The organism is Streptomyces sp. LUP30 (genome assembly GCF_001746365.1).
Lineage (GTDB): Bacteria > Actinomycetota > Actinomycetes > Streptomycetales > Streptomycetaceae > Streptomyces.
The window spans coordinates 1-22,178 of sequence record NZ_MJAJ01000056.1 but is presented as its reverse complement, the minus strand read 5'-3'; the positions used below and the strand labels follow the sequence as shown (position 1 = coordinate 22,178).

Genomic DNA, 22,178 nt, shown 5'->3' with positions numbered 1-22,178 from the left:
CCCTGCCCAAGGTCACGGGGCCGCACGAGGACGGGTTCAACGCGTCGGGCGGGTTTGTCGAAGTGGCTTCCGCCCGGTCATGACCAACGAGCGCGGGCCGCACAGAGTCATGGGTCGGCAAAATCGGCGTCGGGAATTCATTGCTGGCCGGCGAGTCAGGGAGATAGCTTCAGGGCCAGCAACACCCGTCATGTACCTGCCCAGGCAGCACCTGTTCCCGGGTCAGGTCCCGTTTCCGGATGATGTGGAGACCCCATGGCTCATCTGCCTTCCAGACGCCGCCTCGCTCTCGCGGTGCCCGTCGTACTGTCGCTGACCGCCGCCTCCCTCGGCTTCCTGCCGACGGCGGCCTCCGCGGCCCCTGTCACGGCGCCCGTCGCCCGGGCGGCCGACGCCGGAACCCTGGCGTACGTCGTCAACACGAAGGCCGACCACGGCACGATCCGGAAGGTGAAGAAGGCGATCGCGGAGGCCGGCGGCACCGTCGTCGCGACCTACGACAGGATCGGCGTGCTCGTCGTCCACTCGGCGAACCCCGACTTCGGGGCGAAGATACGCGCGGTCCGCGGCGTGCAGTCGGCCGGCGCGACCCGTACGGCGCCGCTGAGCCCCGCCGGGACCACCGACGAGGGAGCGGCCCAGGTCCTCTCCAAGGCGGAGGCCGCGAAGATCGAGAAGGCGTCCGACGCGGCCGGCCAGAGCGAGCCGCTCGAGGCCGACCAGTGGGACCTGCGGGCGATCGGCGCCGACAAGGCCGCCACGATCAACCCGGGCAGCAAGAAGGTGACGGTCGCCGTCATCGACACCGGCGTCGACGACACCCACCCGGACCTCGCGCCGAACTTCTCGGCGTCCCAGTCGGCGAACTGCGTCGGCGGCGTCGCGGACACCACCCCCGGCGCGTGGCGCCCGTACAACCCGGCCGAGGACTACCACGGCACCCATGTGGCCGGAGAGATCGCCGCCGCCCGCAACGGCATCGGCGTGGCGGGCGTCGCCCCCGGAGTCAAGATCGCCGGCATCAAGGTGAGCGATCCCAAGGACGGCCTGTTCTACCCCGAGAACGTCGTCTGCGCGTTCGTGTTCGCCGCCGACCACGGCGTCGAGGTCACGAACAACAGCTACTACGTCGACCCGTGGCTGTACAACTGCATGGACGACCCCGACCAGCGGGCCATCGTGGACGCGGTCAACAGGGCCCAGCTGTACGCCCAGAGGAAGGGCACGCTCAATGTGGCCTCCGCCGGGAACTCCAACCACGACCTCGACTCCCACGCGCTCGAGGACGCGTCCAGCCCCGACGACTCCACGCCGGTGACGCGTACGGTCGACCCGCACGAGTGCTTCGACGTCCCGACCCAGCTGCCGGGCGTCGTCACGGTGAGCGCGACGGGCGTCAAGGGCACCAAGTCGTACTACTCCAGCTACGGCCTGGGCGTCGTCGACGTCGCGGCGCCGGGAGGCGACAAGTTCCAGATCCCGGACACGCCGTCGGCCAACGGCCGCATCCTGTCGACGATGCCGAACAACGCGTACGGGTTCCTGCAGGGCACCTCGATGGCGTCCCCGCACGTGGCCGGTGTGGCCGCGCTGCTGAAGTCGACGCACCCGTACGCGAACCCGGCTCAGCTGCAGGCGCTGCTCAAGCTGCAGGCCGACGCGACGAGCTGCCCGACCGAGCCGTACGACGGCGACGGCAACGGCGTCGTGGACGCCACGTGCGTGGGCGGCAAGCGCCTCAACGGCTTCTTCGGCTTCGGCGTCGTGAACGCGCTGCGCGCCGTGAAGTAGCCGCCCGGAACGGGTGAACGACGGGCGTTTCGAGGGCCGGGCGGATTTCGCCCGGCCCTTCGCGCGTGCGGCGCCATCCTCCCGCGGTGGCTGCCGGGGCACATATATTGATTGAATCAATACTGCACTATGAAGTCATGACTGATATCAAGTTCGCCTGGTCGGCACTCGGCGGCGATCCCGCCCTCCTGGGGCGCGTGTCGGCCGTCGTCCACGAGGGCGCTCTGCCCGCACGTCTTCCCGTGCGGGATCTGGCGCGGGCCTGCGTGGGGGCGTGCGCGCTGGCCGGCGCCGAACTGGGGGCACGCCGGGCCGGGCTCGCGCGGACGCCCGCGGTACGGGTGGACGATCACGCCGTGGCCGGCGCGTTCGTCAGCGAGCGGCTGCTGCTGGTCGACGGACGGGCGCCCGTCCTGTTCGCCCCGCTCTCGCGGTTCTGGCGGACGGCCGACGGCTGGGTGCGGACCCATGCCAACTACCCGCACCACCGCGAGCGGTTGCTGCACGCCCTGGGGCTGCCCGCGGACGCCGATCCGGCCGCCGTGGAGAACGTGTTCGCCGAGTGCGCCGCCCTGGACGTGGAGGACGCGGTTTACGCGGCCGGCGGCCTGGCGGTCGCCCTGCGCACGCCCGCGGAGTGGGCGGCGCACGCCCAGTCCGCCGCGATCGCCGCCCGCCCCCTGGTCGAAGGCGGCCGACTCGACGCGGCACGCGCGCGTACCTTCGCGCCGCTCGACGGCGCCCCGCTGCTGCCCGCCGCGGGGCTGCGCGTGCTGGACCTGACCCGGGTCCTCGCCGGACCGGTCGCCACCCGCACCCTCGCCCTGCTGGGCGCGGACGTCCTGCGCGTCGACACCCCCCGCCTGCCCGAGCTCGTCGACCAGCACGCGGACACGGGATTCGGCAAGCGTTCGGCGCTGCTGGACCTGACGGCCGACCGGCGCGCCTTCGAGGAACTGCTCGCGGCGGCGGACGTCGTGGTCACCGGCTATCGGCCGGGCGCCCTGGACCGGTTCGGGCTCTCCCCCGAGGCGCTGGCTGAGCGCCGGCCCGGGCTGGTGGTGGCGCAGGTCTCGGCGTGGGGCGCGTACGGGCCGTGGAGCACCCGCCGCGGGTTCGACAGCCTGGTGCAGGTGGCCACCGGCATCGCCGTGACGGAGGGCTCGGCCGAGCGGCCCGGCGCGCTGCCGGCGCAGGCCCTGGATCACGGGACCGGCTATCTGCTGGCCGGCGCCGTCCTGCGCGCGCTGACCGAGCAGTCGTACGAGGGCGGCAGCCGGTTCGTCCGGCTGGCGCTGGCGCGGACGGCGGCCTGGCTGACCGAGGGCGCCCGGATGGGCGAAGACGAGGGCAAAGGGACGACCAAGGAGGAGACGGCCGCCGGAGGGGGCCGGGGACAGGGCGAGGAGAGTGGCGAGGGGCACGGTGGGCGGGCCGGGGGCGGCCGGGTGGGCCCGGAGTCCTGGCTCGGCGGGACCGAGAGCCCGATCGGGCGGCTGCGGTACGCCCTGCCGCCGGTGTCGTTCGACGGCGGGCCGCACGACTGGGCGCGGCCGCCCGGGCCTTGGGGAGCGGATCCGGCGCGCTGGCTCTGAGCCCGTCGGCGGTCGTCCTCGGCCGGAGCGGCCGCCTCAGACCCCTCCGTGCCCAACTTGCCCCGGTTTATGGCGCATGGTGAAGATCCTGGCATGGCCCTCATACGACCGACCGCAGCGACCGACTCCGCGCCCCGAACCGGCCTCGGCCGGGCGGTGGCCCTGCTCGTCCTGGTCGGGCTCGGGGCACTGGTCCCGCTGCTCGGACCGTCCGTGGCCGCCCACGGCACCGGGCAGAGCGCGGCGTCGGACGCCGGTGCGGTCGCACTGCTGAGGGCGGCGCTGTTCGCGGCGCTGAGCGTGCAGGCGGGCGAGCTGTTCGTGAACGGCCTCGCCCGGCGGGTGCCGAAGGCCCCGTCCGAACGGCCCGGCGGCTGGGCGCCGTATGCGGCGGTCGTGGGGTTCGCGGCCGCGGCGGCCGCCGGGGAGCTGGCGCCGCACGGCCATGGCTCACGGACCGGCGTGCTCGCGCTGGTGGAGGCGATCGCGTTCGCGGTGGCCGGGCTCTGTGCGCTCTCCCACCGGCCGAGCCGTCAGGCGGGGCCGCTGGCGGCGGTGGTCCTGGCGGAGGCGCTGCGCGCCCATCCGCCGACCGAGCACAGTCCCCTGATCGGCTCCGGTCTGACGGTCGTGCATCTGACGTGCTCGGCCGTGTGGGCGGGCGGTCTGCTGACCGTGCTGCGCACACTGCGCCGGTGGCGCGGGACCGCGGCGGGCGGCGCGCTGCTCGGGCTGTACGCGCGCGTGGCGGCCGGGCTGTTCGCCGCCGTCACCGCGACCGGGCTGCTCAGCTCACTGCGCCGGATGCCGTCGGGGTCGGTGTTCGACCTGCTGACCGCCACGGCGTACGGGCGCGTGCTCCTGGCCAAGGTGCTCGTGGTCGGCGCGGTCGCCCTGCTCGCCCTGTGGGCGCGGACGCGGCTGCGGCGGTCCCCCGACCCGCTGGCCGCCTGCTCCCCCGCGCGCGTGGAGGTCGTCGCGCTGGGTGCGGCGGTCGCGGTCTCGGGGCTGCTGACAGCCATGCCGCTGCCCGTCAAGGGTTGATGGTCAGCGGCCGGGAATCAACTGTTGAGCGCCGTCCACCTGCCGTCAGTTGATCACCATGACCTTGAGGGCGGTGCGCTCGTCCATCGCCTTGTATCCCTCGGGAACGCCTTCGATGCCGACCGTCAGGTCGAAGACGGGCGTCGGGTCGATCGCGCCGCTCAGGACGTCGGGCAGCAGTTCGGGGATGTACGCGCGGACCGGGGCGACGCCGCCGCGCAGCGCGATGTTGCGGTCGAACAGGACACCCAGGTCGAGGCCGGTGCCGCTGCCGTGCGGGACGCCCACGAAGCCGACGGCGCCGCCGTCCCGGCTGACCTCGAGCGCCGTCCGCATCGACTGCTCGGTGCCGACCGCCTCGACGACCGCGTGCGCGCCCTGGCCGCGGGTGAGTTCGCGGACGGCCTCGACCGCCGCCTCGCCACGCTCGGCGACCACGTCGGTGGCGCCGAAGCGGCGCGCGATGTCGGTGCGGGCCCGGTGGCGGCCCAGCGCGATGATCCGCTCGGCGCCGAGCCGCTTGGCGGCCAGGACCGCGCACAGGCCGACCGCGCCGTCCCCGACGACGGCGACGGTGGCACCGGGCCGGACCCCCGCGCCGAGGGCCGCGTGGTGGCCGGTGCCCAGCACGTCGGAGAGGGTGAGCAGGGCGGCCAGCAGACGGTCGTCGGAGGCCGCCTCCTTGGGCAGCCCGACGAGGGTGCCGTCGGCGAACGGCACGCGCACGGCCTCGCCCTGGCCGCCGTCGTACCCGACGGAACCCCAGAAGCCGCCGTGCTCGCAGGACGTCGTCAGGCCTTCCCGGCAGTAGTCGCAGACACCGTCGGACCACATGAAGGGCGCGACCACGAGGTCGCCGCGGCGCAGCGTCGTGACGTCGGAGCCGGTCTCCTCCACCACGCCGAGGAACTCGTGCCCGATGCGCTGGCCCGGCTGCCGGGACGCCTCGCCGCGGTACGCCCACAGGTCGCTGCCGCAGATACAGGCGCGCAGCACCCGGACCACCGCGTCGGTGGGCAGCTGCACCACGGGCTCGGGTACGTCCTCCACCCGCATGTCGAAGGGGGCGTGGATGGTGGTGGCGCGCATGTCGAGGGTCCTTCTCGTGCGAGGTCGTGAGGGCGGGCGCTCAGGGGGTGGTCGAGCGCACTTCACGGTACGCCGCCGCCGGCTCCCGCCGCCCGCCGAGGACGGCGAGGACGCCGCGGACCAGCAGGAACTGCGCCGCGAGATAGGTGAGCATGATCCACAGATCGGGGCGCGGGGGCTGCGGCCAGCCGGCCACGCCGGTGGCGATGAGGGTGTCGGAGAGCAGGAACAGCACGCCCCCGGCGCCGGCGACCGGGCCGATCCTGACGGCGGCGGCGCAGGCCATGGCCGTGAGCAGGGCGCTGTACACGGCGACGGGCGCACGCAGCTCCTGGGGGAGGCCGGGCCACAGCAGGACGACGGTGGCGATCAGGACGACGGCGTAACAGGGGGCGAGCACCACGGCCCGCGCGTGGGGGCGGCCGACGCGGGCGAACAGCACCAGGTAGCAGACGTGTCCGGCGGCGAAGCACGCCATGCCGCCGAGGAAGGCGGGGTCGGCGTCGAGGAGCAGCAGGACGTCGCCGCCCCAGCCGCACGCGAGGGCGGCCAGAAGGAGCCCGGGCGCCCCGCGCCGTGCGGCCCAGGCGCCCAGCAGGGGCATGAGCAGCGGCTTGGCGAGGGTGTGTCCGGGGCCGAAGCCGGCCGCGAGGCTCAGCAGGTCGACGGCCGTGGCGAGCGCGCACAGGGCGAGCAGGAGGCGGGAGCGGGTCACGCGGCCGTGGTCTCCTCGACCGGGGCCGCGGTGGCGCCGGGGGCGGGTGCGGAGGACGCGGGCTGCCACCCCGGGCCGCCGAAGACGCGCCCCGCCCGCTCACGCCAACCGGACGCCGCCCTCACGTCCTTGGCGATCGCGACGTATTCATGAGTGGCCACCTTGATCGGGTTGAACGTGTTGATGTTCTTCGTCAACCCGTAGACGGGCCGTTCGACCTCGGGGACGAACGAGCCGAAGAGCCGGTCCCAGACGATGAGGATGCCGCCGAAGTTGCGGTCGAGGTAGCCGCCCTGGGAGGCGTGGTGGACGCGGTGGTGGGAGGGCGTGTTGAACACGAACTCGAACCACCGCGGCATCCGGTCGATCCGCTCGGTGTGGATCCAGAACTGGTAGACGAGGTTGGCCGAGGAGCAGAACGCGAGCGCCGCCGGGTGGACGCCCGCGGCGACGAGCGGGACGTAGAACGGCCAGACGGTCAGCGAGGTCCAGGGCTGGCGCAGGGCGGTGGTGAGGTTGAACTTCTCGCTGGAGTGGTGGACGACGTGACAGGCCCACAGGACGCGGATCACGTGGTGGCCGCGGTGGGACCAGTAGTAGAAGAAGTCCTGCGCGAGCAGCATCAGCGGGAGCGTCCACCACAGGACGGGCACGCGCAGCGGCGTGAGTTCGTAGACCGCCGTGTAGATCGCGAGGATCGGGATCTTCCAGACGAAGTCGAAGACGAGGCTCCCGAGCCCCATGCCGACGCTCGTCACGGCGTCCTTCGTCTCGTATCCGGCCGCGGCGCCCTCGTCGTCGGGATGGAGCCGGACGCTGATCACCTCGACCACGGTGAGCAGCACGAAGGCGGGTATCGACCACAGCACGACATCGGGCAAATTCGGCATGGTGGCAACGTAGAACCGCTGGTGGGCTGCGGCTAGACGTTGTTACCGACAAGTATTGCCGGGGGTATGCGCTTGCTTGTTGGTGATCCTCGCCAATCGGGCCGGAGGAGGGGCCGAGTGCTTCACGCTCCCTTCACACTCCGGCCGCCCCCAGCAGCGCTCCGACCGCGTACGTGACCCCCATGGCCAGCGCCCCGCCGCCCATGTTGCGCAGCACCGCCCGGCCCGGCGCCGCCGACCCCAGCCGGGCGCTGCTCCAGCCGGTGCCGGCCAGCGCGACCAGGACCGACGCGACCGTGACCGGGAGTCGCCAGTGGACCGGCGGGAGCACGATGGCGAGGAGCGGCAGCAGCGCGCCGGCGGTGAAGGCGAGGAAGCTCGCCCAGGCCGCGTGCCAGGGGTTGGTGAGGTCGTCCGGGTCGATGCCGAGCTCGACCCGCGCGTGGGCCCTCAGCGCGTCGCGTTCCGTGAGCTGCACGGCGGCCTCCCTGGCCACCTCCCGGGACAGGCCCCGCTCCCGCAACAGCTCGGTCAGCTCGTCCAGTTCGGCCTCCGGCTGCTCGCGCAGCTCCCGGCGTTCCAGCGCGAGGGCGGCCCGCTCGGAGTCCCGCTGCGTCGACACGGAGACGTACTCCCCCGCCGCCATGGACATCGACCCGGCGAGTAGACCGGCGAGGCCGGCCGTCAGCAGCGCGGAACGGTCGTCGGTGGCGCCGGCCACGCCGACGACGAGGCCCGCGGTGGAGACGATGCCGTCATTGGCGCCGAGCACGGCGGCGCGCAGCCAGTTCAGCCGGGATCCGAGTGAGCCCTCGTGGGCCTCGTCATGGGTTGGTTCCGTCACAGGACGGAGGATGACACCCCGGGGGGCGCGGACCCCGCACCGACGCTCCCCCTGCCCCTTCACCTCTGGAGGACAAAAGGAACGAAAAGCCATGGATACCCGCGAAGATGATGGAGACCGGTGAATAGCGGTGAAGCACCACGAACACGCCCGAAGGCTCCCGTAGGCCCGCGGAGTTCGGCCGCGTCCGGGCAGGGACGCCCGAACCGCCCCTCCGCACAAGGCAGTTGAGCACCCTTCAGCCGGGGGCCGGACGCACGCGCGTGTGCGCCACACGAACTCCCGTACGCCCCGGACGCCTTGTCCCGCCCTCACTCCGGGGCAGGTGCGGCGAGCTGTCAGTGGGGGCCCGTATCCTCAGTGACCATGCTCGAAGACCACACGACGACAGCGTCGTCCCCCACGGAGTGGCCGACCGCGTACCCCCAGGGGTACGCGGTCGTTGACGTGGAGACCACCGGCCTGGCCCGGGACGACCGGATCATCTCCGCCGCCGTCTACCGGCTGGACGCGCGCGGCGAGGTCGAGGACCACTGGTACACGCTGGTCAATCCCCAGCGCGATCCGGGCCCGGTGTGGATACACGGCCTGACGAGCGACGTGCTCGAAGGCGCGCCCCTCTTCCAGGACGTGGCCGAGGAGTTCGCCGCGCGGCTCGACGGGCGGGTGCTCGTCGCGCACAACGCGGTCTTCGACTGGCAGATGATCGCGCGGGAGTACGCGCGCGCCCAGCGCGAGGCGCCGGTGCGGCAGCGGCTGTGCACGATCGCGCTCTCCAAGGAGCTGGGCCTGCCGCTGCCCAACCACAAGCTGGAGTCGCTGGCGGCCCATTTCGGGGTCGTGCAGCAGCGGGCGCACCACGCACTGGACGACGCGCGCGTGCTCGCGGAGGCGTTCCGGCCGAGCCTGCGAGCCGCGGCGGCGGGCGGCGTCCGCCTGCCGCTGCTCGAATGCCGTCCGCTGACGGAGTGGACCGACCGGGCCGCACCCCGGATCGGGCAGCAGGCGAGCGGTCCGGGCGGTGGTTTCGGCGGCTACGGCGCATACCGTCCCGGCACGTGGCGGCCGTCGCGCAAGAGGCCCGCATGCCCGCACCCCAACCCGGGGCGGTACGAGGACGGGAAAAGGCTCAAGCAGGGCATGCGGGTCGCCTTCTCGGGAGACACGTCGGTCGAGCGCGAGCTGCTGGAGGACCGAGCCGCCGAGGCCGGGCTTCATGTGGCGACGAGTCTGTCCCGGCTGACCAGCCTGCTGGTCACCAACGACCCCGACTCGGGCACGTCGAAGGTCGTGAAGGCGCGGCAGTTCGGGACGCCCGTCGTCGACGAAGCCGCCTTCGGACAGCTCCTGCGGGACGTCGAGCCCGCCGACGGGTGACCGTGCGTACGGGTGATTGCCACGCGACTCGCCCGTCGCCCGCTCGCCCGCGCGCGGGCGACGGCTCACCCTGTGGCGCATGGCGAGATGCGAAGTTTGCGGCAATGACTACGGAATGACCTTCGAGGTGCACGCGCAGGGCGCGATCCACGTCTTCGACTGCTTCTCCTGTGCGATCCACCGCATGGCCCCCATCTGCGAGCACTGCCGGGTCCAGATCATCGGCCAGGGCGTCGAGGTGGAGGGGCACTGGTACTGCGGCGGGCACTGCGCCCGCGCGGAGGGCAGGGTGGGCATCGTCGACAAGGTGTGAGCCGCTCCGGAACCCGTCCGAGACGTTTCCCCGAGGGATCGATGAGGGATCGGTTCCGGCACCCGGCCGAGTACACCCCACGACCGAGTTGTACGGTCGTGGGGTGTACCGCTTCCTGTTGTCCCGGCAGTGGGTGATCCTCACGCTGGTCTCCCTCCTCCTCATCCCCACGATGATCAGGCTGGGCTTCTGGCAGATGCATCGCTATGACGAGCGCACCGCGCGCAACCAGCTGGTCTCCGACGCGCTGGGCGCCGACGCGGTGCCCGTGGAGACCCTCACCACCCCGGGACACGACGTCACCCGCACCGAGCGGTACCGGAGCGTGACCGCGACCGGAGCCTTCGACACCGGGCACGAGGTCGTCGTCAGGCGCCGGGTCAACTCCGACGAGACGGTCGGCTTCCACGTCCTGACCCCGTTCGTGCTGACGGACGGCAAGGTGCTGCTGGTCAACCGGGGCTGGATCCCCGCGAACGGCGCCAGCCAGACCGACTTCCCCCGGATCCCGGCGCCGCCCCACGGCCGGATCACCGTCACCGGACGGCTGATGCCCGACGAGACGACCGCGGCCAGCGGCATCAAGGACCTCAAAGGGCTGCCGGACCGGCAGGTCATGCTGATCAACAGCGAGCAGGAGGCACGACGCCTGGGCGCCCGGGTGCTCGGCGGCTACATCGTGCAGACGGCGCCCGAGCCCAAGGGCGACACCCCGGAGCTGCTCGGGCCGCCCGGCAGCGAGGACTCGGCCCTGAACTTCGCGTACGCCATCCAGTGGTGGCTGTTCTCCGCGGGCGTCCCCTTCGGCTGGCTGACCCTGGCCCGGCGCGAGGCCCGCGACCGTGCCGCGGCCGCCGCGCAGACCGCGGAACGGACCGAGCCCGCCCCGGTGTAGCGCCCGCGCGGGCGCACCGCGCGGGTCACGGGCTCACCGGGCGTGCGGGCGGTCCGTCACCCGGCCGGCCGCACCTGCGATTGCCGTGCGGGTCCGCCGGGAACCCGGAACCCCGTGCACCCCCGCATCGAGGACTACGCCCTGATCGGCGACGAGCAGACCGCGGCCCTGGTCGGCACGGACGGTTCGATCGACTGGCTCTGCCTGCCCCGTTTCGACTCCGGGGCCTGCTTCGCCCGACTCCTCGGCGACGAGGACAACGGCCACTGGCGCATCGCCCCCCAGGGCGAGGAGGGCGCCTGCACCCGGCGCGCCTACCGGCCGGACACGCTCGTCCTGGACACCGAGTGGGAGACCGCCGGGGGCGCGATCCGGGTCACCGACCTGATGCCCCAGCGCGACCGGGCCCCGGACGTGGTGCGCATCGTCGAGGGACTGCGCGGCCGGGTGACCGTGCGCAGCGTCCTGCGGCTGCGGTTCGACTACGGCTGGGTCATCCCGTGGATGCGCCGGGTCGACGGGCATCGGGTGGCGATCGCCGGGCCCGACGCCGTCTGGTTCCGCAGCGAGCCGGAGGTGCGCACCTGGGGCGAGGACTTCACCACACACGCCGAGTTCACCGTCGCCGAGGGCGAGTCGGTCGCCTTCGTGCTGACCTGGCACCCCTCGCACGAGTCCCGCCCGCCGCTCGTCGACCCGTGGGACGCGCTGCGCGTCAGCGTCGACGACTGGCAGGAGTGGGCCGCGCGCTGCCGCTACGACGGACCCCACCGGGACGCCGTGGTGCGCTCCCTGATCACCCTCAAGGCCCTCACGTACACCCCGACCGGCGGCATCGCCGCCGCGCTCACCACCTCGCTGCCCGAGGAACTGGGCGGGGTCCGCAACTGGGACTACCGCTACTGCTGGCTGCGCGACTCCACGCTCACCCTGGGAGCGCTCCTGGCGGCGGGTTACGAGGAGGAGGCCGAGGCGTGGCGCAACTGGCTGCTGCGCGCCGTCGCGGGCGACCCGGCCGACCTGCAGATCATGTACGGCCTGGCGGGCGAGCGGCGACTGCCCGAGTGCGAGCTGCCGTGGCTGTCGGGATACGGCGGCTCCATTCCCGTGCGCATCGGCAACGGCGCCGTGGACCAGCTCCAGCTGGACGTCTACGGCGAGGTCATGGACTCGCTGTCGCTGGCCCGGACCGCGGGGATGTCGCCCAAGCCGCACATGTGGTCGCTGCAGTGCGCGCTGATGAACTGGCTGAGCGAGAACTGGCGGCAGCCGGACGAGGGGCTGTGGGAGGTGCGAGGCGGCCGGCGCCAGTTCGTGCACTCCAAGGTGATGGTGTGGGTGGCCGCCGACCGGGCCGTGCGCGCGCTGGAGGAGTACCCGAAGCTCAGCGGCGACCTGGAGGGCTGGCGGGCGCTGCGCGACGAGGTGCACCGCGAGGTGTGCGAGAAGGGCTACGACCCCCGGCGCAACACGTTCACCCAGTACTACGGATCGGCCGACCTGGACGCCTCCCTGCTGCTCATCCCGCGCGTCGGCTTCCTGCCGCCGGACGACCCGCGGATCGTCGGGACCGTCGACGCGATCCGCGACGAACTCGGGCACAGCGGCCTGGTGCGCCGCTACAGCACGGACGGTGCGCCCGTCGACGGGCTGCCGGGCGACGAGGGCGCGTTCCTGGCCTGCTCGTTCTGGCTGGCGGACGCGCTGCACCTGACCGGTCGCACCGAGGCGGCGCGGGAGCTGTTCGAGCGGCTGGTGGGGCTGGCCAACGACGTGGGGCTGCTGGCGGAGGAGTACGACCCGGTGGCCGGGCGGCATCTGGGCAACTTCCCGCAGGCCTTCAGCCACATCGGCCTGGTGAACACCGCCCTCGCCCTGTTCGGCGGCGACGAGGCAGGATAGGGGCCATGGATCTTGGACTGAAGGACCGGGTGTACGTCGTCACCGGGGCCACGCGGGGCCTCGGCAACGCGACCGCGCGCGAGCTCGTCGCGGACGGCGCGAAGGTCGTCCTGACCGGACGGGACGACAAGCGCGTCGCCGAGGCGGCGGCCGCGCTGGGACCGAACGCCGTCGGCGTCGCCGTGGACAACGCCGACCCCGACGCGGCGGCCCGGCTGATCGCGGCGGCGCGGGACGCCTTCGGCGGGTTCGACGGGGTGCTGGTGAGCGTGGGCGGCCCGCCGCCCGGGTTCGTCGCGGACAACACGGACGAGCAGTGGGAGGCCGCGTTCCGGTCGGTGTTCCTCGGCGCGGTCCGGCTGGCGCGGGCCGCGGCGGCCGAGCTGGAGGCGGGCGGAGTGATCGGGTTCGTGCTGTCGGGATCGGTGCACGAGCCGATCCCGGGGCTGACGATCTCCAACGGCCTGCGGCCGGGGCTCGCCGGGTTCGCCAAGTCGCTCGCCGACGAGCTGGGGCCCCGGGGGATCCGGGTCGTGGGGCTGCTGCCCGCCCGGATCGACACCGACCGGGTGCGCGAGCTGGACGCGCTGTCGGCGGATCCCGAGGCGACCCGGACGGCGAACGAGTCCCGGATCCCGCTGCGCCGGTACGGCGCTCCGGAGGAGTTCGGCAGGGCGGCCGCGTTCCTGCTCTCGCCGGCGGCCTCCTATCTGACGGGGGTCATGCTGCCGGTCGACGGCGGGATGCGGCACGGGTTCTGACGCGCGCCGAGGACGCCCGCACGGCCCCGGGTACGCCGGAGGGCACGGCGCCCGGGGCGGCCGGGCGGCTCAACTGACCCTTTCCGCCTTGTGCTTGGCGCCCTTCATGCGCACCGTCGCCGGCAGGGCCCGCAGCGCCGCCGAGTCCCTCGCGTGGGCCAGGGCCTCGGTCGTCAGGCGGTTCAGCGTCGTCGCCGGGTCCACGTGGGGTTCCAGGAGCAGCCGGACGTGCGCCTCGGGAGCGTCCCGGCGGCCGGTCAGATGGGCGTGGGCGTGCGCGACGCCGTCCAGGCGGCCTGCCTCGCCCGCCAGCACACCCTCCAGGGCCCTGGCCCGCAGCAGCGCTCCCGCGCCGTCGCCCGTGTCGACGAGGACCTCGCCGAGCCGGCGGCGGCGCAGGACCGCGACCAGCCACCACAGGGCCAGCAGCACGAGGAGGGCCAGACCGGCGACGACCGTCGGCCACCACCAGGCCTCGCCGCGCCAGCGGGTGCGTTCGGCGGCGGTGAGGAGGACGTCGTGGCGGCCGTCGTGGAGCCACCAGGAGGGCGGGGAGGCGCCCAGTCCGACGGCCAGCACCGCGCCGCCGACGGCGAGCAGCGCCAGCCCGACGACCCCCACGAGCACGCGGTTGACGGTCCTGAGCATCGTCCTCACCCCTTCTTCCCGGGGCGGCGCACATGGACCGACAGCCGGGGCGGCCGGGCCAGGCCCAGGCCGCGGATCGCGTCGGTCAGGACGGTGTCGAGGTCCGCGTGGACGTCGTCCAGGTCCCGGAAATGGCAGACCGCGCGGACGTCGGCCCTGCGGCGGCGGACGCGCACCCGGGCCGACTGCACGCCGGCGATCTCCATGGCCCGGTCGCGCAGCGCCAGCCCGGCGGCGTCCCGGTGCAGGCCGGCGCGGACGTCGGGGTGGGGGCGGCTCATGGGCAGGACGTGCCGCAGACCCGGGGTGACGGCCAGGACGATCAGCCACAGGCCGAGCGCGGCCGCGACGCCGGCGCCGACCAGCACCCAGACGTCGTCCAGCGGACGCTCGGCGAGCTGCCGGGCGAGAGCGCGCCGCCAGGCCATGGCGGGCCGGTGGGCCCGGACGGCGGCGACGTCGTAGAGGAAAGCGCCCGCCACGACCAGCAGCACCACCGCGACAACGGCGGCCGGCGCCCGGCGCGCCGACCAGAACCGGTGATCGGCGGGCGCTGCGGCCCGTTCGGGGACGTGGTCCTGTGCGGGCTTGTCCAGCACGGGCACCGCGCCGCCCCGCGGGCCCTCGGGCTCGCTCATCGTGTCCTCCCCTGTGCCAGGCCGGAGGCCGAAGTCAGGTGCAGCCGTTCCACGTGTACGGCGACCTCCGGAACCTCCATTCCCACCAACGCGCCTACCCGCTCGGCGACATGTCGACGCACCTCGTGACAACGGGCCCCGATGTCGGTCGGATAACCGAGTTCCAGATGGACCCGGACGTGGGCCGCGTCCGCCGGGGGCTCCCCGGACGCCGGGGGCCCGGCGTGCGGGCGGACGACGACGGAGGCATGGGGGGGACCGGCGTCGGGCGGCAGCGGGCCGGTCGCCTCGCGCGCGGCCTGGGCGGCGATCTTCGCCACGACCCGGTCGGCGATGCGGGTCGCGCCGCGCCGGCCCGCGGGAACGGCCGAGCGCCCGCCGGCGCCGCCGCTCCCCTCGTTCACGGTGGTCACCTGCGGCGGTCGTCGCGGGTGCGGAACAGGTCGCCGAGCTCCAGGTCCCCTTCCAGGAACCGGCCGACGACGAACCCGATGGCGCCCAGTGCCGCCACCAGCACGAAGGCCCCGAACCCGCCGAAGTATCCGGCGAAGCCCAGCGCCATGCCGGCGATCATGCCGACCACGGCCATGCTCAAGATGTTCTCCCCTCGGCGGTCCGGTCACCCGGGCCCGCTGCGTGTCGTCCGTGAGTCACTGGATCCGGGGCGCTTCCGGCTCCTCGTCCTCTTCGTCGGGCAGTTTGACGTCGCTCACCGCGATGTTGACCTCGACGACCTCCAGGCCCGTCATACGCTCCACGGCCGCGATCACGTTCTCCCGCACGGCCTGGGCGACGTCGGCGATGGCCACGCCGTAGTCGACGACGATCTCCAGGTCGAGCGCGGTCTGCACCTCGCCGACCTCGGCCTTCACGCCCCGGGTGACGGACTTCGAGCCGCCGGGCACCCGGTCGCGCACGGCGCCGAAGGTACGGCTGAGGCCGCTGCCCATGGTGTGGACGCCCACGACGTCCCGGGCCGCGAGACCCGCGATCTTCTCCACGACCCCGTCGGCGATGGTGGTCCGGCCGCGGGTCGCCGGGTTCCCTCCGCCGCGCCGGGCCGCCTTGCGGTTCTGCGGCTGCTCCGTGCCGCCGTCGGGGGTCTGCGTCCGGTTCTGCTCGACTGCCTCGGTCATCGCCGTACGTCCTTACGTCCGGTTCCTTTTCGCCCCCTGTCGACCACGGTAAGCGCGGTTGCCGGTTCTCGCTGCGGGGATGCGGCACGCTGGAGTAATGACGGCGGACGGATGGACGAGCGCGGTACGGCATCAGCTGGGCCTGGGCAGGCTGCTCCCGCTGGGCGGCCCGCGGGACGGTGCGTGGATCACGGAGGCGGCGGCCGGGGCGGTGCTGCGGCGGGCGGTACGCCAGATGGAGGGCGTCCGGCTGGACGCGCTGCGGATCGCGTCGGCCGACTCGGCGGGGGTGGACGAGCCCGCCGTGCCGCCCCCGCCCGGCGCGCTGCCGCCCGGCCCGGTACGGGTGACGGCGGACATCGCCGTGTACGCGTCCGAGCCGCTGCCGGCGACGGCCTCTCGCCTGCGCTCGGCGCTGGCGATTGCCGCGACGGAGCGTCTCGGCCTGGTGGTGTCGGAGGTGGACCTGCGGGTCACGGCCCTGCTGGACGAGGAGCGGGAACCGGAGGCGGTACGCCCCGGGCCCGAGCCGCCGCCGGTCGGGGCGGCCCAGCACGGCGACGAGGCGCGCGCGACCGTCGCCGCCCTGTCCGTGGCCGGGGTGACCCGGCTGACCGACGTCGTCGGCAGGGCGGTGCGCCTCGAGGAACGCGAGCATGCGACCGCCCTGCCGCACCGCCACGCCCGTGTGGAGATCGCGGTGAGTGCGCACCACCGGGCCCTGGACGTGGCCCGGCAGGTGCGCGCGGCGGTCTCGGAGGCGCTACGGGATCACCCGACGGTGACCGTGCTGGTCACGGCCGTGGAGTGACCGGTCGGAGCCCGCGAGGAACCGGCTATTCGCCGATGCCGGCCAGGTCCCGCAGCCGGCGGCCCTGGGCGGCGCGCTCGGCGGCGCGCTGCTCGTCGTAGGTGCGGTCGCCTGCGCCGCGCAGCAGCGCCTTGGTCTCGATGACGGCCTCGCGGGGCGCGGCCAGGATCGCCGCGGCCAGGTCACGGACGGTGGTGTCGAGGTCGGTGGCGGGCACGGCGAGGTTGGCCAGGCCGGTGCTCACCGCTTCCTCGGCGGGCACGAACCGGCCGGTGAGGCAGATCTCCACCGCGCGGCCGTAGCCGACCAGGGAGACCAGGGGGTGGGTGCCCGTCAGGTCCGGCACCAGGCCGAGGCTGGTCTCGCGCATGGCGAACTGCACGTCGTCGGCGACGACGCGCAGGTCACAGGCGAGGGCCAGCTGGAAGCCCGCACCGATGGCGTGGCCCTGGACGGCGGCGATGGACACGATGTCGTTGCGCCGCCACCAGGTGAAGCCCTCCTGGAACCCGGCGATGGCGGCGTCGAGTTCGGCGTCACCACTGCGTGCGAGATCGATGAAGGACGGTTCGCCCTCGATCCCCTCGGGCGTGAACATCTGCCGGTCGAGTCCGGCGGAGAAGGACTTGCCCTCGCCGCGCAGCACGACCACGCGGACGGAGCCCGGCACCAGCCGCCCGGCTTCGGCTAGGGCCCGCCACATGGCGGGGCTCTGCGCGTTGCGCTTGGCCGGGTTGGCCAGCGTCACCGTGGCGAGCGCGTCGTCGACGGTGAGCCGTACGCCGTCCTTGTCGAGCAGGGGAACGAGTTCCTGGTCGGGCGTGGCCATGGGGCGCCTCCGGTGGGTGCGGTCAGCTAGCGGTCAGCTAAGTGACTGCACAGTAACCACCCGGCCGATCGGATCACCGACCGGGTGGCCACCGTCGAAGCCGATGGGCCGCCCGGGGGTCAGGACGAGGCGGCCTTCTTGCCTCGGGTCGCCCCGCCACGCCCACGGAGCGTGACGCCCGACTCGCTGAGCATCCGGTGCACGAAGCCATACGAGCGGCCGGTCTCCTCGGCCAGTGCCCGGATGCTCGCACCGGAGTCGTACTTCTTCTTCAGGTCTGCCGCGAGCTTGTCGCGCGCGGCGCCGGTCACCCGGCTGCCCTTCTTCAGAGTCTCGGCCACCCGTGCCTCCTCATGGGAAGTGCGCTCTGGTCTCCTCATGATCACCCCTCCGGGACGCGATGGCCACCCATTCGGCAAGGTCCGTGCGAGACGGTTTTGACGACAGGAGCGCGCCCCCACAAGCGGAATCCATGATTCCAGGTGTACGCGTTCGTACCGCCGAACGGGTTCTTCCGCGAAGTGCCAGGTCAGAGACGCGAAACGGCCGATCCCTTGTCGACAAAGGGATCGGCCGGGAAATCGATGTATGACACACCTCGATACGAGGAGATCTCACACAGATGATGGATCACCGATGGGCCGAATGATCCATCGCCGATGATCAAGCCAGGGCGACGAGATCCGCGTAGTCGGAACCCCACAGGTCCTCGACGCCGTCGGGCAGGAGGATGATCCGCTCCGGCTGCAGCGCCTCCACCGCGCCCTCGTCGTGGGTGACGAGGACGACCGCGCCCTTGTAGGTGCGCAGCGCGCCGAGGATCTCCTCGCGGCTGGCCGGGTCGAGGTTGTTGGTGGGCTCGTCGAGGAGCAGCACGTTGGCCGAGGAGACCACGAGGGTGGCGAGGGCCAGTCGGGTCTTCTCGCCGCCGGACAGGACGCCGGCGGGCTTGTCGACGTCGTCACCGGAGAACAGGAACGAGCCGAGTGTCTTGCGGACCTCGACCAGATCCAGGTCGGGGGCGGCGGACCGCATGTTCTCCAGGACGGTGCGCTCCGGGTCGAGGGTCTCGTGCTCCTGGGCGTAGTAGCCGAGCTTGAGGCCGTGGCCCTCGATGACCTCGCCGGTGTCGGGCTGCTCTGCGCCGCCGAGCAGGCGCAGCAGGGTCGTCTTGCCGGCGCCGTTCAGGCCGAGGATGACGACGCGCGAACCCTTGTCGATGGCCAGGTCGACGTCGGTGAAGATCTCCAGCGAGCCGTAGGACTTCGACAGGCCCTCGGCCATCAGGGGCGTCTTGCCGCAGGGGGCGGGCTCGGGGAAGCGGAGCTTGGCCACCTTGTCGGACTGGCGGACCGCCTCCAGGCCGGACAGCAGCTTGTCGGCACGGCGGGCCATGTTCTGCGCGGCGACCGTCTTGGTCGCCTTGGCGCGCATCTTGTCGGCCTGCGAGTGCAGTGCGGCGGCCTTCTTCTCGGCGTTCTGCCGCTCGCGCTTGCGGCGCTTCTCGTCGGACTCGCGCTGCTGCTGGTAGAGGCGCCAGCCCATGTTGTAGACGTCGATCTGGGAGCGGTTGGCGTCCAGGTAGAACACCTTGTTGACGACCGTCTCGACCAGGTCGACGTCGTGGCTGATGACGATGAAGCCGCCGCGGTAGGTCTTGAGGTAGTCGCGCAGCCAGACGATCGAGTCGGCGTCGAGGTGGTTGGTCGGCTCGTCGAGGAGCAGCGTGTCCGCGTCGGAGAACAGGATGCGGGCGAGCTCCACGCGGCGGCGCTGACCGCCGGAGAGCGTGTGCAGCGGCTGGCCGAGCACCCGGTCGGGCAGGTTGAGCGCGGCGGCGATGGTGGCGGCCTCGGCCTCGGCGGAGTATCCGCCCTTGGTGAGGAACTCCGTCTCCTGGCGCTCGTACTGGCGCATCGCCTTGTCGCGCGTGGCGCCGGAGCCGTTGGCGATCCGCTGCTCGTTCTCGCGCATCTTGCGGATCAGGACGTCCAGGCCGCGCGCGGAGAGGATGCGGTCGCGCGCGAGGACGTCGAGGTCGCCGGTGCGGGGATCCTGCGGGAGGTAGCCGACCTCGCCGGAGCGGGTGACCTGACCGGCGGCCGGGATGCCCTCACCGGCCAGGATCTTGGTCAGGGTGGTCTTGCCGGCGCCGTTGCGCCCGACCAGACCGATGCGGTCGCCCTTGGCCACACGGAAGGAGGCGTTCTCGATGAGGATGCGGGCACCGGCGCGCAGCTCGATGCCGGAGGCGGAGATCACGGACAGACTCCAGAGCGGGGGTCGTTGGCGGGATGGGCGGCTGAGGACGTTCCCGCCGTCTAATGCGCGAGGAGAATGGCCATGACGCCAGTCTAACGGGACCGTGCAAGCACTTTTTCTGGGTCCAGGTGTTCGATCTCGCCGAGTCGCCGTGTTTTCCGCGGCCCCCAGGCGCCGCCGTTCTCCGGTCCCGCACTCCCCCGCCTGCGGCGGGTCCCCGGTCCGGGGGCGTTGTCGGTGCCGGGTGCCAGACTGGGAGACGAGTCAGGAATCCGGCTCGGATCACAAGGGAGTGGATCGGCATGGCGGCTACGAACGGCGGGCGTCCCAGCCTCTTCCCGACGGTGTTGTACGCCGACGCGAAGGCGGCGATCCGGCAGCTCACCGAGGCCCTGGGCTTCACGGAGCTGTCCGTGTACGAGGGGGAGGACGGCTCGGTCATGCACGCCGAGCTGGCCCAGGGCAACGGCGCGGTGATGCTGGGCTCCAAGGGCCGCGGCGGCGTCTTCGACACGGCGATGAAGGGCGCGGGCCCGACCGGCGTGTACGTCGTGGTGGACGACGTCGACGCACATCACCGGCGAGCCGTGGAGCACGGCGCGGAGATCCTGATGCCCCCGACGGACCAGGAGTACGGCTCGCGGGACTACATGGCCCGCGACCTCGAGGGCAACCTCTGGAGCTTCGGCACGTACGCGCCGGAGATACCGGGCTGAGCGGCCCCCGCCCGGCCCGTCCGTCGTCCCCCCGCCCGTCGGCCGCTCCCGCAGCCGGGTCAGCTGCCTCCGGTGTGCACCTGGAAGGCGGCCCGGCGCACGGCCTTGGCCAGCGCAGGGTCGGGGTGCGCGGCGGCCAGCGCCACCAGCACCTGCACGGTGCGCGGATGCCCGACGGCCCGCACCTCGGTCAGCAGCGCCGGCACGGTCGGCTGCAGCGCGGACTCCAGATGGCGTACGAGCATCGGCGCCTCGCCGTGGTCGGCGACGGCCGCGGCGGTGTCCACCCACAGCCAGGTGGCCTCCTGCCGGGTGAGCACCTCGTGGGCGTCCTCGGGGTCGACGCCGTCGTGCTCGGCGAGCCACAGCAGGGCGTACGGCCGCAGGGCGGGCTCGTCCACGACCGCGCGGACGTCGGGTTCGGCCGGAGCGCCCACGACGCGCAGCGCCTCGAAGGCGAGGCCGCGCAGCAGGGCGTCGTCCCCGCGGGCGGCCAGCAGCAGTTCGCTGACGGCGCTGCCGACGGTGCGGGCGGCGAGCCAGGCGCGGTACTCGGCGCGGGCCGCGTTGGGGCGCAGCTGCGCGCAGCCGCGGAGCATGGCCTCGGCCGACTGCTCGATGTTCCCGGCGGGGCTCTGCGCGGCGACGCAGATCTGCTCCAGCTTGACCCAGACCGCCCAGCTGCCCAGCGGGGTGAGGGTGGCGTGTGCGTCGCCGTAGGTGAGGGCGCCCACGGAGGCGAGGGCGTGCAGGGCCCAGTCGAGAAGGGGAGCGAGTTCGGCGTCCTGGGCGGGCTCGGCCGGCTCGACGTCGGCGGAGGTGACCGGGGCGAGCGGCGTCACGGGCTCGGAACCGGCGCTGTAAGGGACTTCGCAGCGCTCGGTGCGCAGTTCGGTGACGCGCTGGCGCAGCAGGTCCAGCAACTGCTCGACGGGGACGGGCCCGGCGGACAGTTGGAGGAAGGACAGCACCTGGGGCATGGCCGAGACGACCTCGGCGACCGCGCCGGGCTCCTGGTCCTCCGGTTCCGGGGAGGCCAGGGACCAGGCGTCGAACAGGGCGACCCAGCCGCGCAGGACGGCGCTGTCGTCGCGGTTCCAGGCACGCAGACGCCAGCCGGGGCGCGCGCTGTCGCCGTGCACCTCGACGAGGCCGGCGAGCCGGGCGGTGTCCCAGTCGGCGCGGATCCGGTCGGTGGTCAGACCCAGATCGGCGGCAGCCCGCTGCGCGGTCGCTTCGGAGAGCGTGGCCTTGCCGTCGGTGGTCGCGGCGTCTCGGCCGGGGCCGAGGGCATTGTCGGCCCAGCGGGCGACGCGGGCCGCGGCGGCCAGTCCGGAGCGCGCCATTCTGGCCAGCTCCGCGGGCGCCGGGGTGCCCTCCGGCGGGCGGGGTGCGGGGCGGCGCGGGCGCCGCTCGTTCACAGCTGAGGGGGCGGCGGCCAGGGGTCGCGGGCGGACGAGTCGAAGCCTGGAGTCGCGCGGGATACGGGACGTCACGGGTGCAGTCTTCCGGTTGACGGTCCGAAAACCCAAACGGAATGCCACGGCGGGCCGCTGGACCGGCCGGCGCTCGGGGTGGATCGAGGGGGAGGCGGCGCCTTCTGGCCAGTGGTACGGCCTTAAACGGAACCCTTGCGGCCGCTCCGGGCGGTCCGGCCGCGGGGCGCTCTCACATCAGCGGGGTCAGGAAGCGGCGCAGCGCCTCCTCGTAGGCGGCGGGGTCGGCGTTCCACATGGCGCCGTGCGGGGCGCCCGCCACGGTGTGCAGGGTGACGAGGTCGGGGCGGCGGCCCGCGAGGCGGCGGGAGGCGCCCCAGGGCGCGACCACGTCGTCGGGCCCGTGCACGATCAGCGTCGGGACCCGCAGCCGGTCGGGGGCGGCGGCCTTGGCCGCGGGGTCCCCGGCCGGCTGCGGGTCCCGAC

At 73.4% G+C, this 22,178-nt stretch carries 23 protein-coding genes and 1 pseudogene; 10 read left to right on the top strand and 14 right to left on the bottom strand.

Annotated elements, in window-relative coordinates; all coding sequences use genetic code 11:
- The first annotated feature begins 255 nt into the window (after window positions 1–255).
- The 3 genes from BG482_RS33315 to BG482_RS33305 all read left to right on the top strand — a co-directional run bounded on the left by BG482_RS33315 (window position 256) and on the right by BG482_RS33305 (window position 4,430).
- Entirely contained in the window at window positions 256–1,791 is a 1,536-nt protein-coding gene (locus BG482_RS33315) for a S8 family serine peptidase (protein WP_069772931.1), read from the top strand.
- 137 nt (window positions 1,792–1,928) lie between these two features.
- Window positions 1,929–3,386, top strand: coding sequence for a CoA transferase (locus tag BG482_RS33310; RefSeq protein WP_069772930.1), 1,458 nt, complete (start codon window positions 1,929–1,931; stop codon window positions 3,384–3,386).
- 93 nt (window positions 3,387–3,479) lie between these two features.
- Window positions 3,480–4,430, top strand: coding sequence for a copper resistance D family protein (locus BG482_RS33305; RefSeq protein WP_069772929.1), 951 nt, complete (start codon window positions 3,480–3,482; stop codon window positions 4,428–4,430).
- A gap of 45 nt (window positions 4,431–4,475) precedes the next feature.
- Here the strand turns inward: BG482_RS33305 and BG482_RS33300 are convergent, their stop codons facing one another.
- The 4 genes from BG482_RS33300 to BG482_RS33285 all read right to left on the bottom strand — a co-directional run bounded on the left by BG482_RS33300 (window position 4,476) and on the right by BG482_RS33285 (window position 7,968).
- Window positions 4,476–5,519: a zinc-dependent alcohol dehydrogenase family protein gene (locus BG482_RS33300; RefSeq protein ID WP_069772928.1), complete on the bottom strand. Its 1,044-nt coding sequence runs from the start codon at window positions 5,517–5,519 to the stop codon at window positions 4,476–4,478.
- Between the two features lie 40 nt (window positions 5,520–5,559).
- Window positions 5,560–6,234 (bottom strand): lysoplasmalogenase, encoded by a 675-nt coding sequence (locus tag BG482_RS33295; protein ID WP_069772927.1) that lies wholly within the window; start codon window positions 6,232–6,234, stop codon window positions 5,560–5,562.
- Complete coding sequence (locus BG482_RS33290) at window positions 6,231–7,124, bottom strand: sterol desaturase family protein (protein WP_069772926.1); 894 nt, start codon at window positions 7,122–7,124, stop codon at window positions 6,231–6,233. Before BG482_RS33290 ends, BG482_RS33295 begins: the two co-directional genes overlap by 4 nt.
- Before the next feature lie 133 nt (window positions 7,125–7,257).
- A complete protein-coding gene (locus BG482_RS33285) occupies window positions 7,258–7,968 on the bottom strand; it encodes a VIT family protein (RefSeq protein ID WP_069772925.1) in 711 nt (236 codons plus the stop codon).
- Between the two features lie 366 nt (window positions 7,969–8,334).
- Here BG482_RS33285 and BG482_RS33280 point away from each other — a divergent pair, with 366 nt between their 5' ends.
- From BG482_RS33280 to BG482_RS33260, 5 genes are all read left to right on the top strand, one after another.
- The gene (locus tag BG482_RS33280; RefSeq protein WP_069772967.1) at window positions 8,335–9,345 is read left to right on the top strand and encodes a DEDDh family exonuclease; all 1,011 of its coding nucleotides are present in this window, start codon (window positions 8,335–8,337) and stop codon (window positions 9,343–9,345) included.
- Window positions 9,346–9,424: 79 nt separating this feature from the next.
- Window positions 9,425–9,658 carry a hypothetical protein gene (locus BG482_RS33275; protein WP_079142445.1) on the top strand — a complete coding sequence of 78 codons (234 nt, stop codon included), beginning with the start codon at window positions 9,425–9,427 and terminating at the stop codon, window positions 9,656–9,658.
- Between the two features lie 103 nt (window positions 9,659–9,761).
- Window positions 9,762–10,553, top strand: coding sequence for an SURF1 family protein (locus BG482_RS33270; RefSeq protein WP_069772923.1), 792 nt, complete (start codon window positions 9,762–9,764; stop codon window positions 10,551–10,553).
- Window positions 10,554–10,667: 114 nt separating this feature from the next.
- Window positions 10,668–12,455, top strand: coding sequence for a glycoside hydrolase family 15 protein (locus BG482_RS33265; RefSeq protein ID WP_069772922.1), 1,788 nt, complete (start codon window positions 10,668–10,670; stop codon window positions 12,453–12,455).
- A 5-nt stretch (window positions 12,456–12,460) separates the two neighbouring features.
- The gene (locus BG482_RS33260) at window positions 12,461–13,216 is read left to right on the top strand and encodes an SDR family oxidoreductase (RefSeq protein ID WP_069772921.1); all 756 of its coding nucleotides are present in this window, start codon (window positions 12,461–12,463) and stop codon (window positions 13,214–13,216) included.
- Window positions 13,217–13,285: 69 nt separating this feature from the next.
- Here the strand turns inward: BG482_RS33260 and amaP are convergent, their stop codons facing one another.
- Genes amaP through BG482_RS33235 form a run of 5 tightly spaced genes read right to left on the bottom strand, consistent with a single transcriptional unit; the run spans window position 13,286 to window position 15,638 of the window.
- A complete protein-coding gene (amaP, locus tag BG482_RS33255; protein ID WP_069772966.1) occupies window positions 13,286–13,864 on the bottom strand; it encodes an alkaline shock response membrane anchor protein AmaP in 579 nt (192 codons plus the stop codon).
- A 5-nt stretch (window positions 13,865–13,869) separates the two neighbouring features.
- Entirely contained in the window at window positions 13,870–14,502 is a 633-nt protein-coding gene (locus tag BG482_RS33250) for a DUF6286 domain-containing protein (protein WP_069772920.1), read from the bottom strand.
- Window positions 14,499–14,915, bottom strand: a complete 417-nt coding sequence (locus BG482_RS33245) for an Asp23/Gls24 family envelope stress response protein (RefSeq protein WP_069772919.1) — start codon at window positions 14,913–14,915, stop codon at window positions 14,499–14,501. Before BG482_RS33245 ends, BG482_RS33250 begins: the two co-directional genes overlap by 4 nt.
- The gene (locus BG482_RS33240) at window positions 14,912–15,097 is read right to left on the bottom strand and encodes a hypothetical protein (RefSeq protein ID WP_069772918.1); all 186 of its coding nucleotides are present in this window, start codon (window positions 15,095–15,097) and stop codon (window positions 14,912–14,914) included. Before BG482_RS33240 ends, BG482_RS33245 begins: the two co-directional genes overlap by 4 nt.
- A gap of 55 nt (window positions 15,098–15,152) precedes the next feature.
- Entirely contained in the window at window positions 15,153–15,638 is a 486-nt protein-coding gene (locus BG482_RS33235; protein WP_069772917.1) for an Asp23/Gls24 family envelope stress response protein, read from the bottom strand.
- A gap of 97 nt (window positions 15,639–15,735) precedes the next feature.
- On the opposite strand from BG482_RS33235, the gene BG482_RS33230 reads away from it, so the two are divergent.
- The gene (locus tag BG482_RS33230) at window positions 15,736–16,449 is read left to right on the top strand and encodes a nucleopolyhedrovirus P10 family protein (protein ID WP_069772916.1); all 714 of its coding nucleotides are present in this window, start codon (window positions 15,736–15,738) and stop codon (window positions 16,447–16,449) included.
- Window positions 16,450–16,474: 25 nt separating this feature from the next.
- On the opposite strand, the gene BG482_RS33225 is transcribed toward BG482_RS33230, so the two are convergent.
- The 3 genes from BG482_RS33225 to abc-f form a co-directional block, all read right to left on the bottom strand.
- A complete protein-coding gene (locus tag BG482_RS33225) occupies window positions 16,475–17,278 on the bottom strand; it encodes an enoyl-CoA hydratase/isomerase family protein (RefSeq protein ID WP_069772915.1) in 804 nt (267 codons plus the stop codon).
- A 119-nt stretch (window positions 17,279–17,397) separates the two neighbouring features.
- Window positions 17,398–17,619: a helix-turn-helix domain-containing protein gene (locus BG482_RS33220; protein WP_004002281.1), complete on the bottom strand. Its 222-nt coding sequence runs from the start codon at window positions 17,617–17,619 to the stop codon at window positions 17,398–17,400.
- Window positions 17,620–17,941: 322 nt separating this feature from the next.
- Complete coding sequence (abc-f, locus tag BG482_RS33215) at window positions 17,942–19,540, bottom strand: ribosomal protection-like ABC-F family protein (RefSeq protein ID WP_069772914.1); 1,599 nt, start codon at window positions 19,538–19,540, stop codon at window positions 17,942–17,944.
- Between the two features lie 302 nt (window positions 19,541–19,842).
- Here abc-f and BG482_RS33210 point away from each other — a divergent pair, with 302 nt between their 5' ends.
- The gene (locus tag BG482_RS33210; RefSeq protein ID WP_069772913.1) at window positions 19,843–20,256 is read left to right on the top strand and encodes a VOC family protein; all 414 of its coding nucleotides are present in this window, start codon (window positions 19,843–19,845) and stop codon (window positions 20,254–20,256) included.
- 59 nt (window positions 20,257–20,315) lie between these two features.
- Here the strand turns inward: BG482_RS33210 and BG482_RS33205 are convergent, their stop codons facing one another.
- Together BG482_RS33205 and BG482_RS33200 are read right to left on the bottom strand one after the other, a co-directional pair.
- The gene (locus tag BG482_RS33205) at window positions 20,316–21,752 is read right to left on the bottom strand and encodes a hypothetical protein (protein WP_176741536.1); all 1,437 of its coding nucleotides are present in this window, start codon (window positions 21,750–21,752) and stop codon (window positions 20,316–20,318) included.
- 172 nt (window positions 21,753–21,924) lie between these two features.
- Window positions 21,925–22,178: pseudogene (locus BG482_RS33200) on the bottom strand (hypothetical protein); the annotation flags it as partial.

Bases quoted from the DNA above. Each gene is read 5' to 3' on its own strand.
- BG482_RS33230 (WP_069772916.1), top strand. From the start codon at position 15,736: ATGACGGCGGACGGATGGACGAGCGCGGTACGGCATCAGCTGGGCCTG.
- BG482_RS33305 (WP_069772929.1), top strand. From the start codon at position 3,480: ATGGCCCTCATACGACCGACCGCAGCGACCGACTCCGCGCCCCGAACC.
- BG482_RS33275 (WP_079142445.1), top strand. From the start codon at position 9,425: ATGGCGAGATGCGAAGTTTGCGGCAATGACTACGGAATGACCTTCGAG.
- BG482_RS33300 (WP_069772928.1), bottom strand. From the start codon at position 5,519: ATGCGCGCCACCACCATCCACGCCCCCTTCGACATGCGGGTGGAGGAC.
- BG482_RS33280 (WP_069772967.1), top strand. From the start codon at position 8,335: ATGCTCGAAGACCACACGACGACAGCGTCGTCCCCCACGGAGTGGCCG.
- amaP (WP_069772966.1), bottom strand. From the start codon at position 13,864: ATGCTCAGGACCGTCAACCGCGTGCTCGTGGGGGTCGTCGGGCTGGCG.
- BG482_RS33290 (WP_069772926.1), bottom strand. From the start codon at position 7,124: ATGCCGAATTTGCCCGATGTCGTGCTGTGGTCGATACCCGCCTTCGTG.
- BG482_RS33260 (WP_069772921.1), top strand. From the start codon at position 12,461: ATGGATCTTGGACTGAAGGACCGGGTGTACGTCGTCACCGGGGCCACG.
- BG482_RS33315 (WP_069772931.1), top strand. From the start codon at position 256: ATGGCTCATCTGCCTTCCAGACGCCGCCTCGCTCTCGCGGTGCCCGTC.
- BG482_RS33225 (WP_069772915.1), bottom strand. From the start codon at position 17,278: ATGGCCACGCCCGACCAGGAACTCGTTCCCCTGCTCGACAAGGACGGC.
- BG482_RS33210 (WP_069772913.1), top strand. From the start codon at position 19,843: ATGGCGGCTACGAACGGCGGGCGTCCCAGCCTCTTCCCGACGGTGTTG.
- BG482_RS33310 (WP_069772930.1), top strand. From the start codon at position 1,929: ATGACTGATATCAAGTTCGCCTGGTCGGCACTCGGCGGCGATCCCGCC.
- BG482_RS33250 (WP_069772920.1), bottom strand. From the start codon at position 14,502: ATGAGCGAGCCCGAGGGCCCGCGGGGCGGCGCGGTGCCCGTGCTGGAC.
- BG482_RS33235 (WP_069772917.1), bottom strand. From the start codon at position 15,638: ATGACCGAGGCAGTCGAGCAGAACCGGACGCAGACCCCCGACGGCGGC.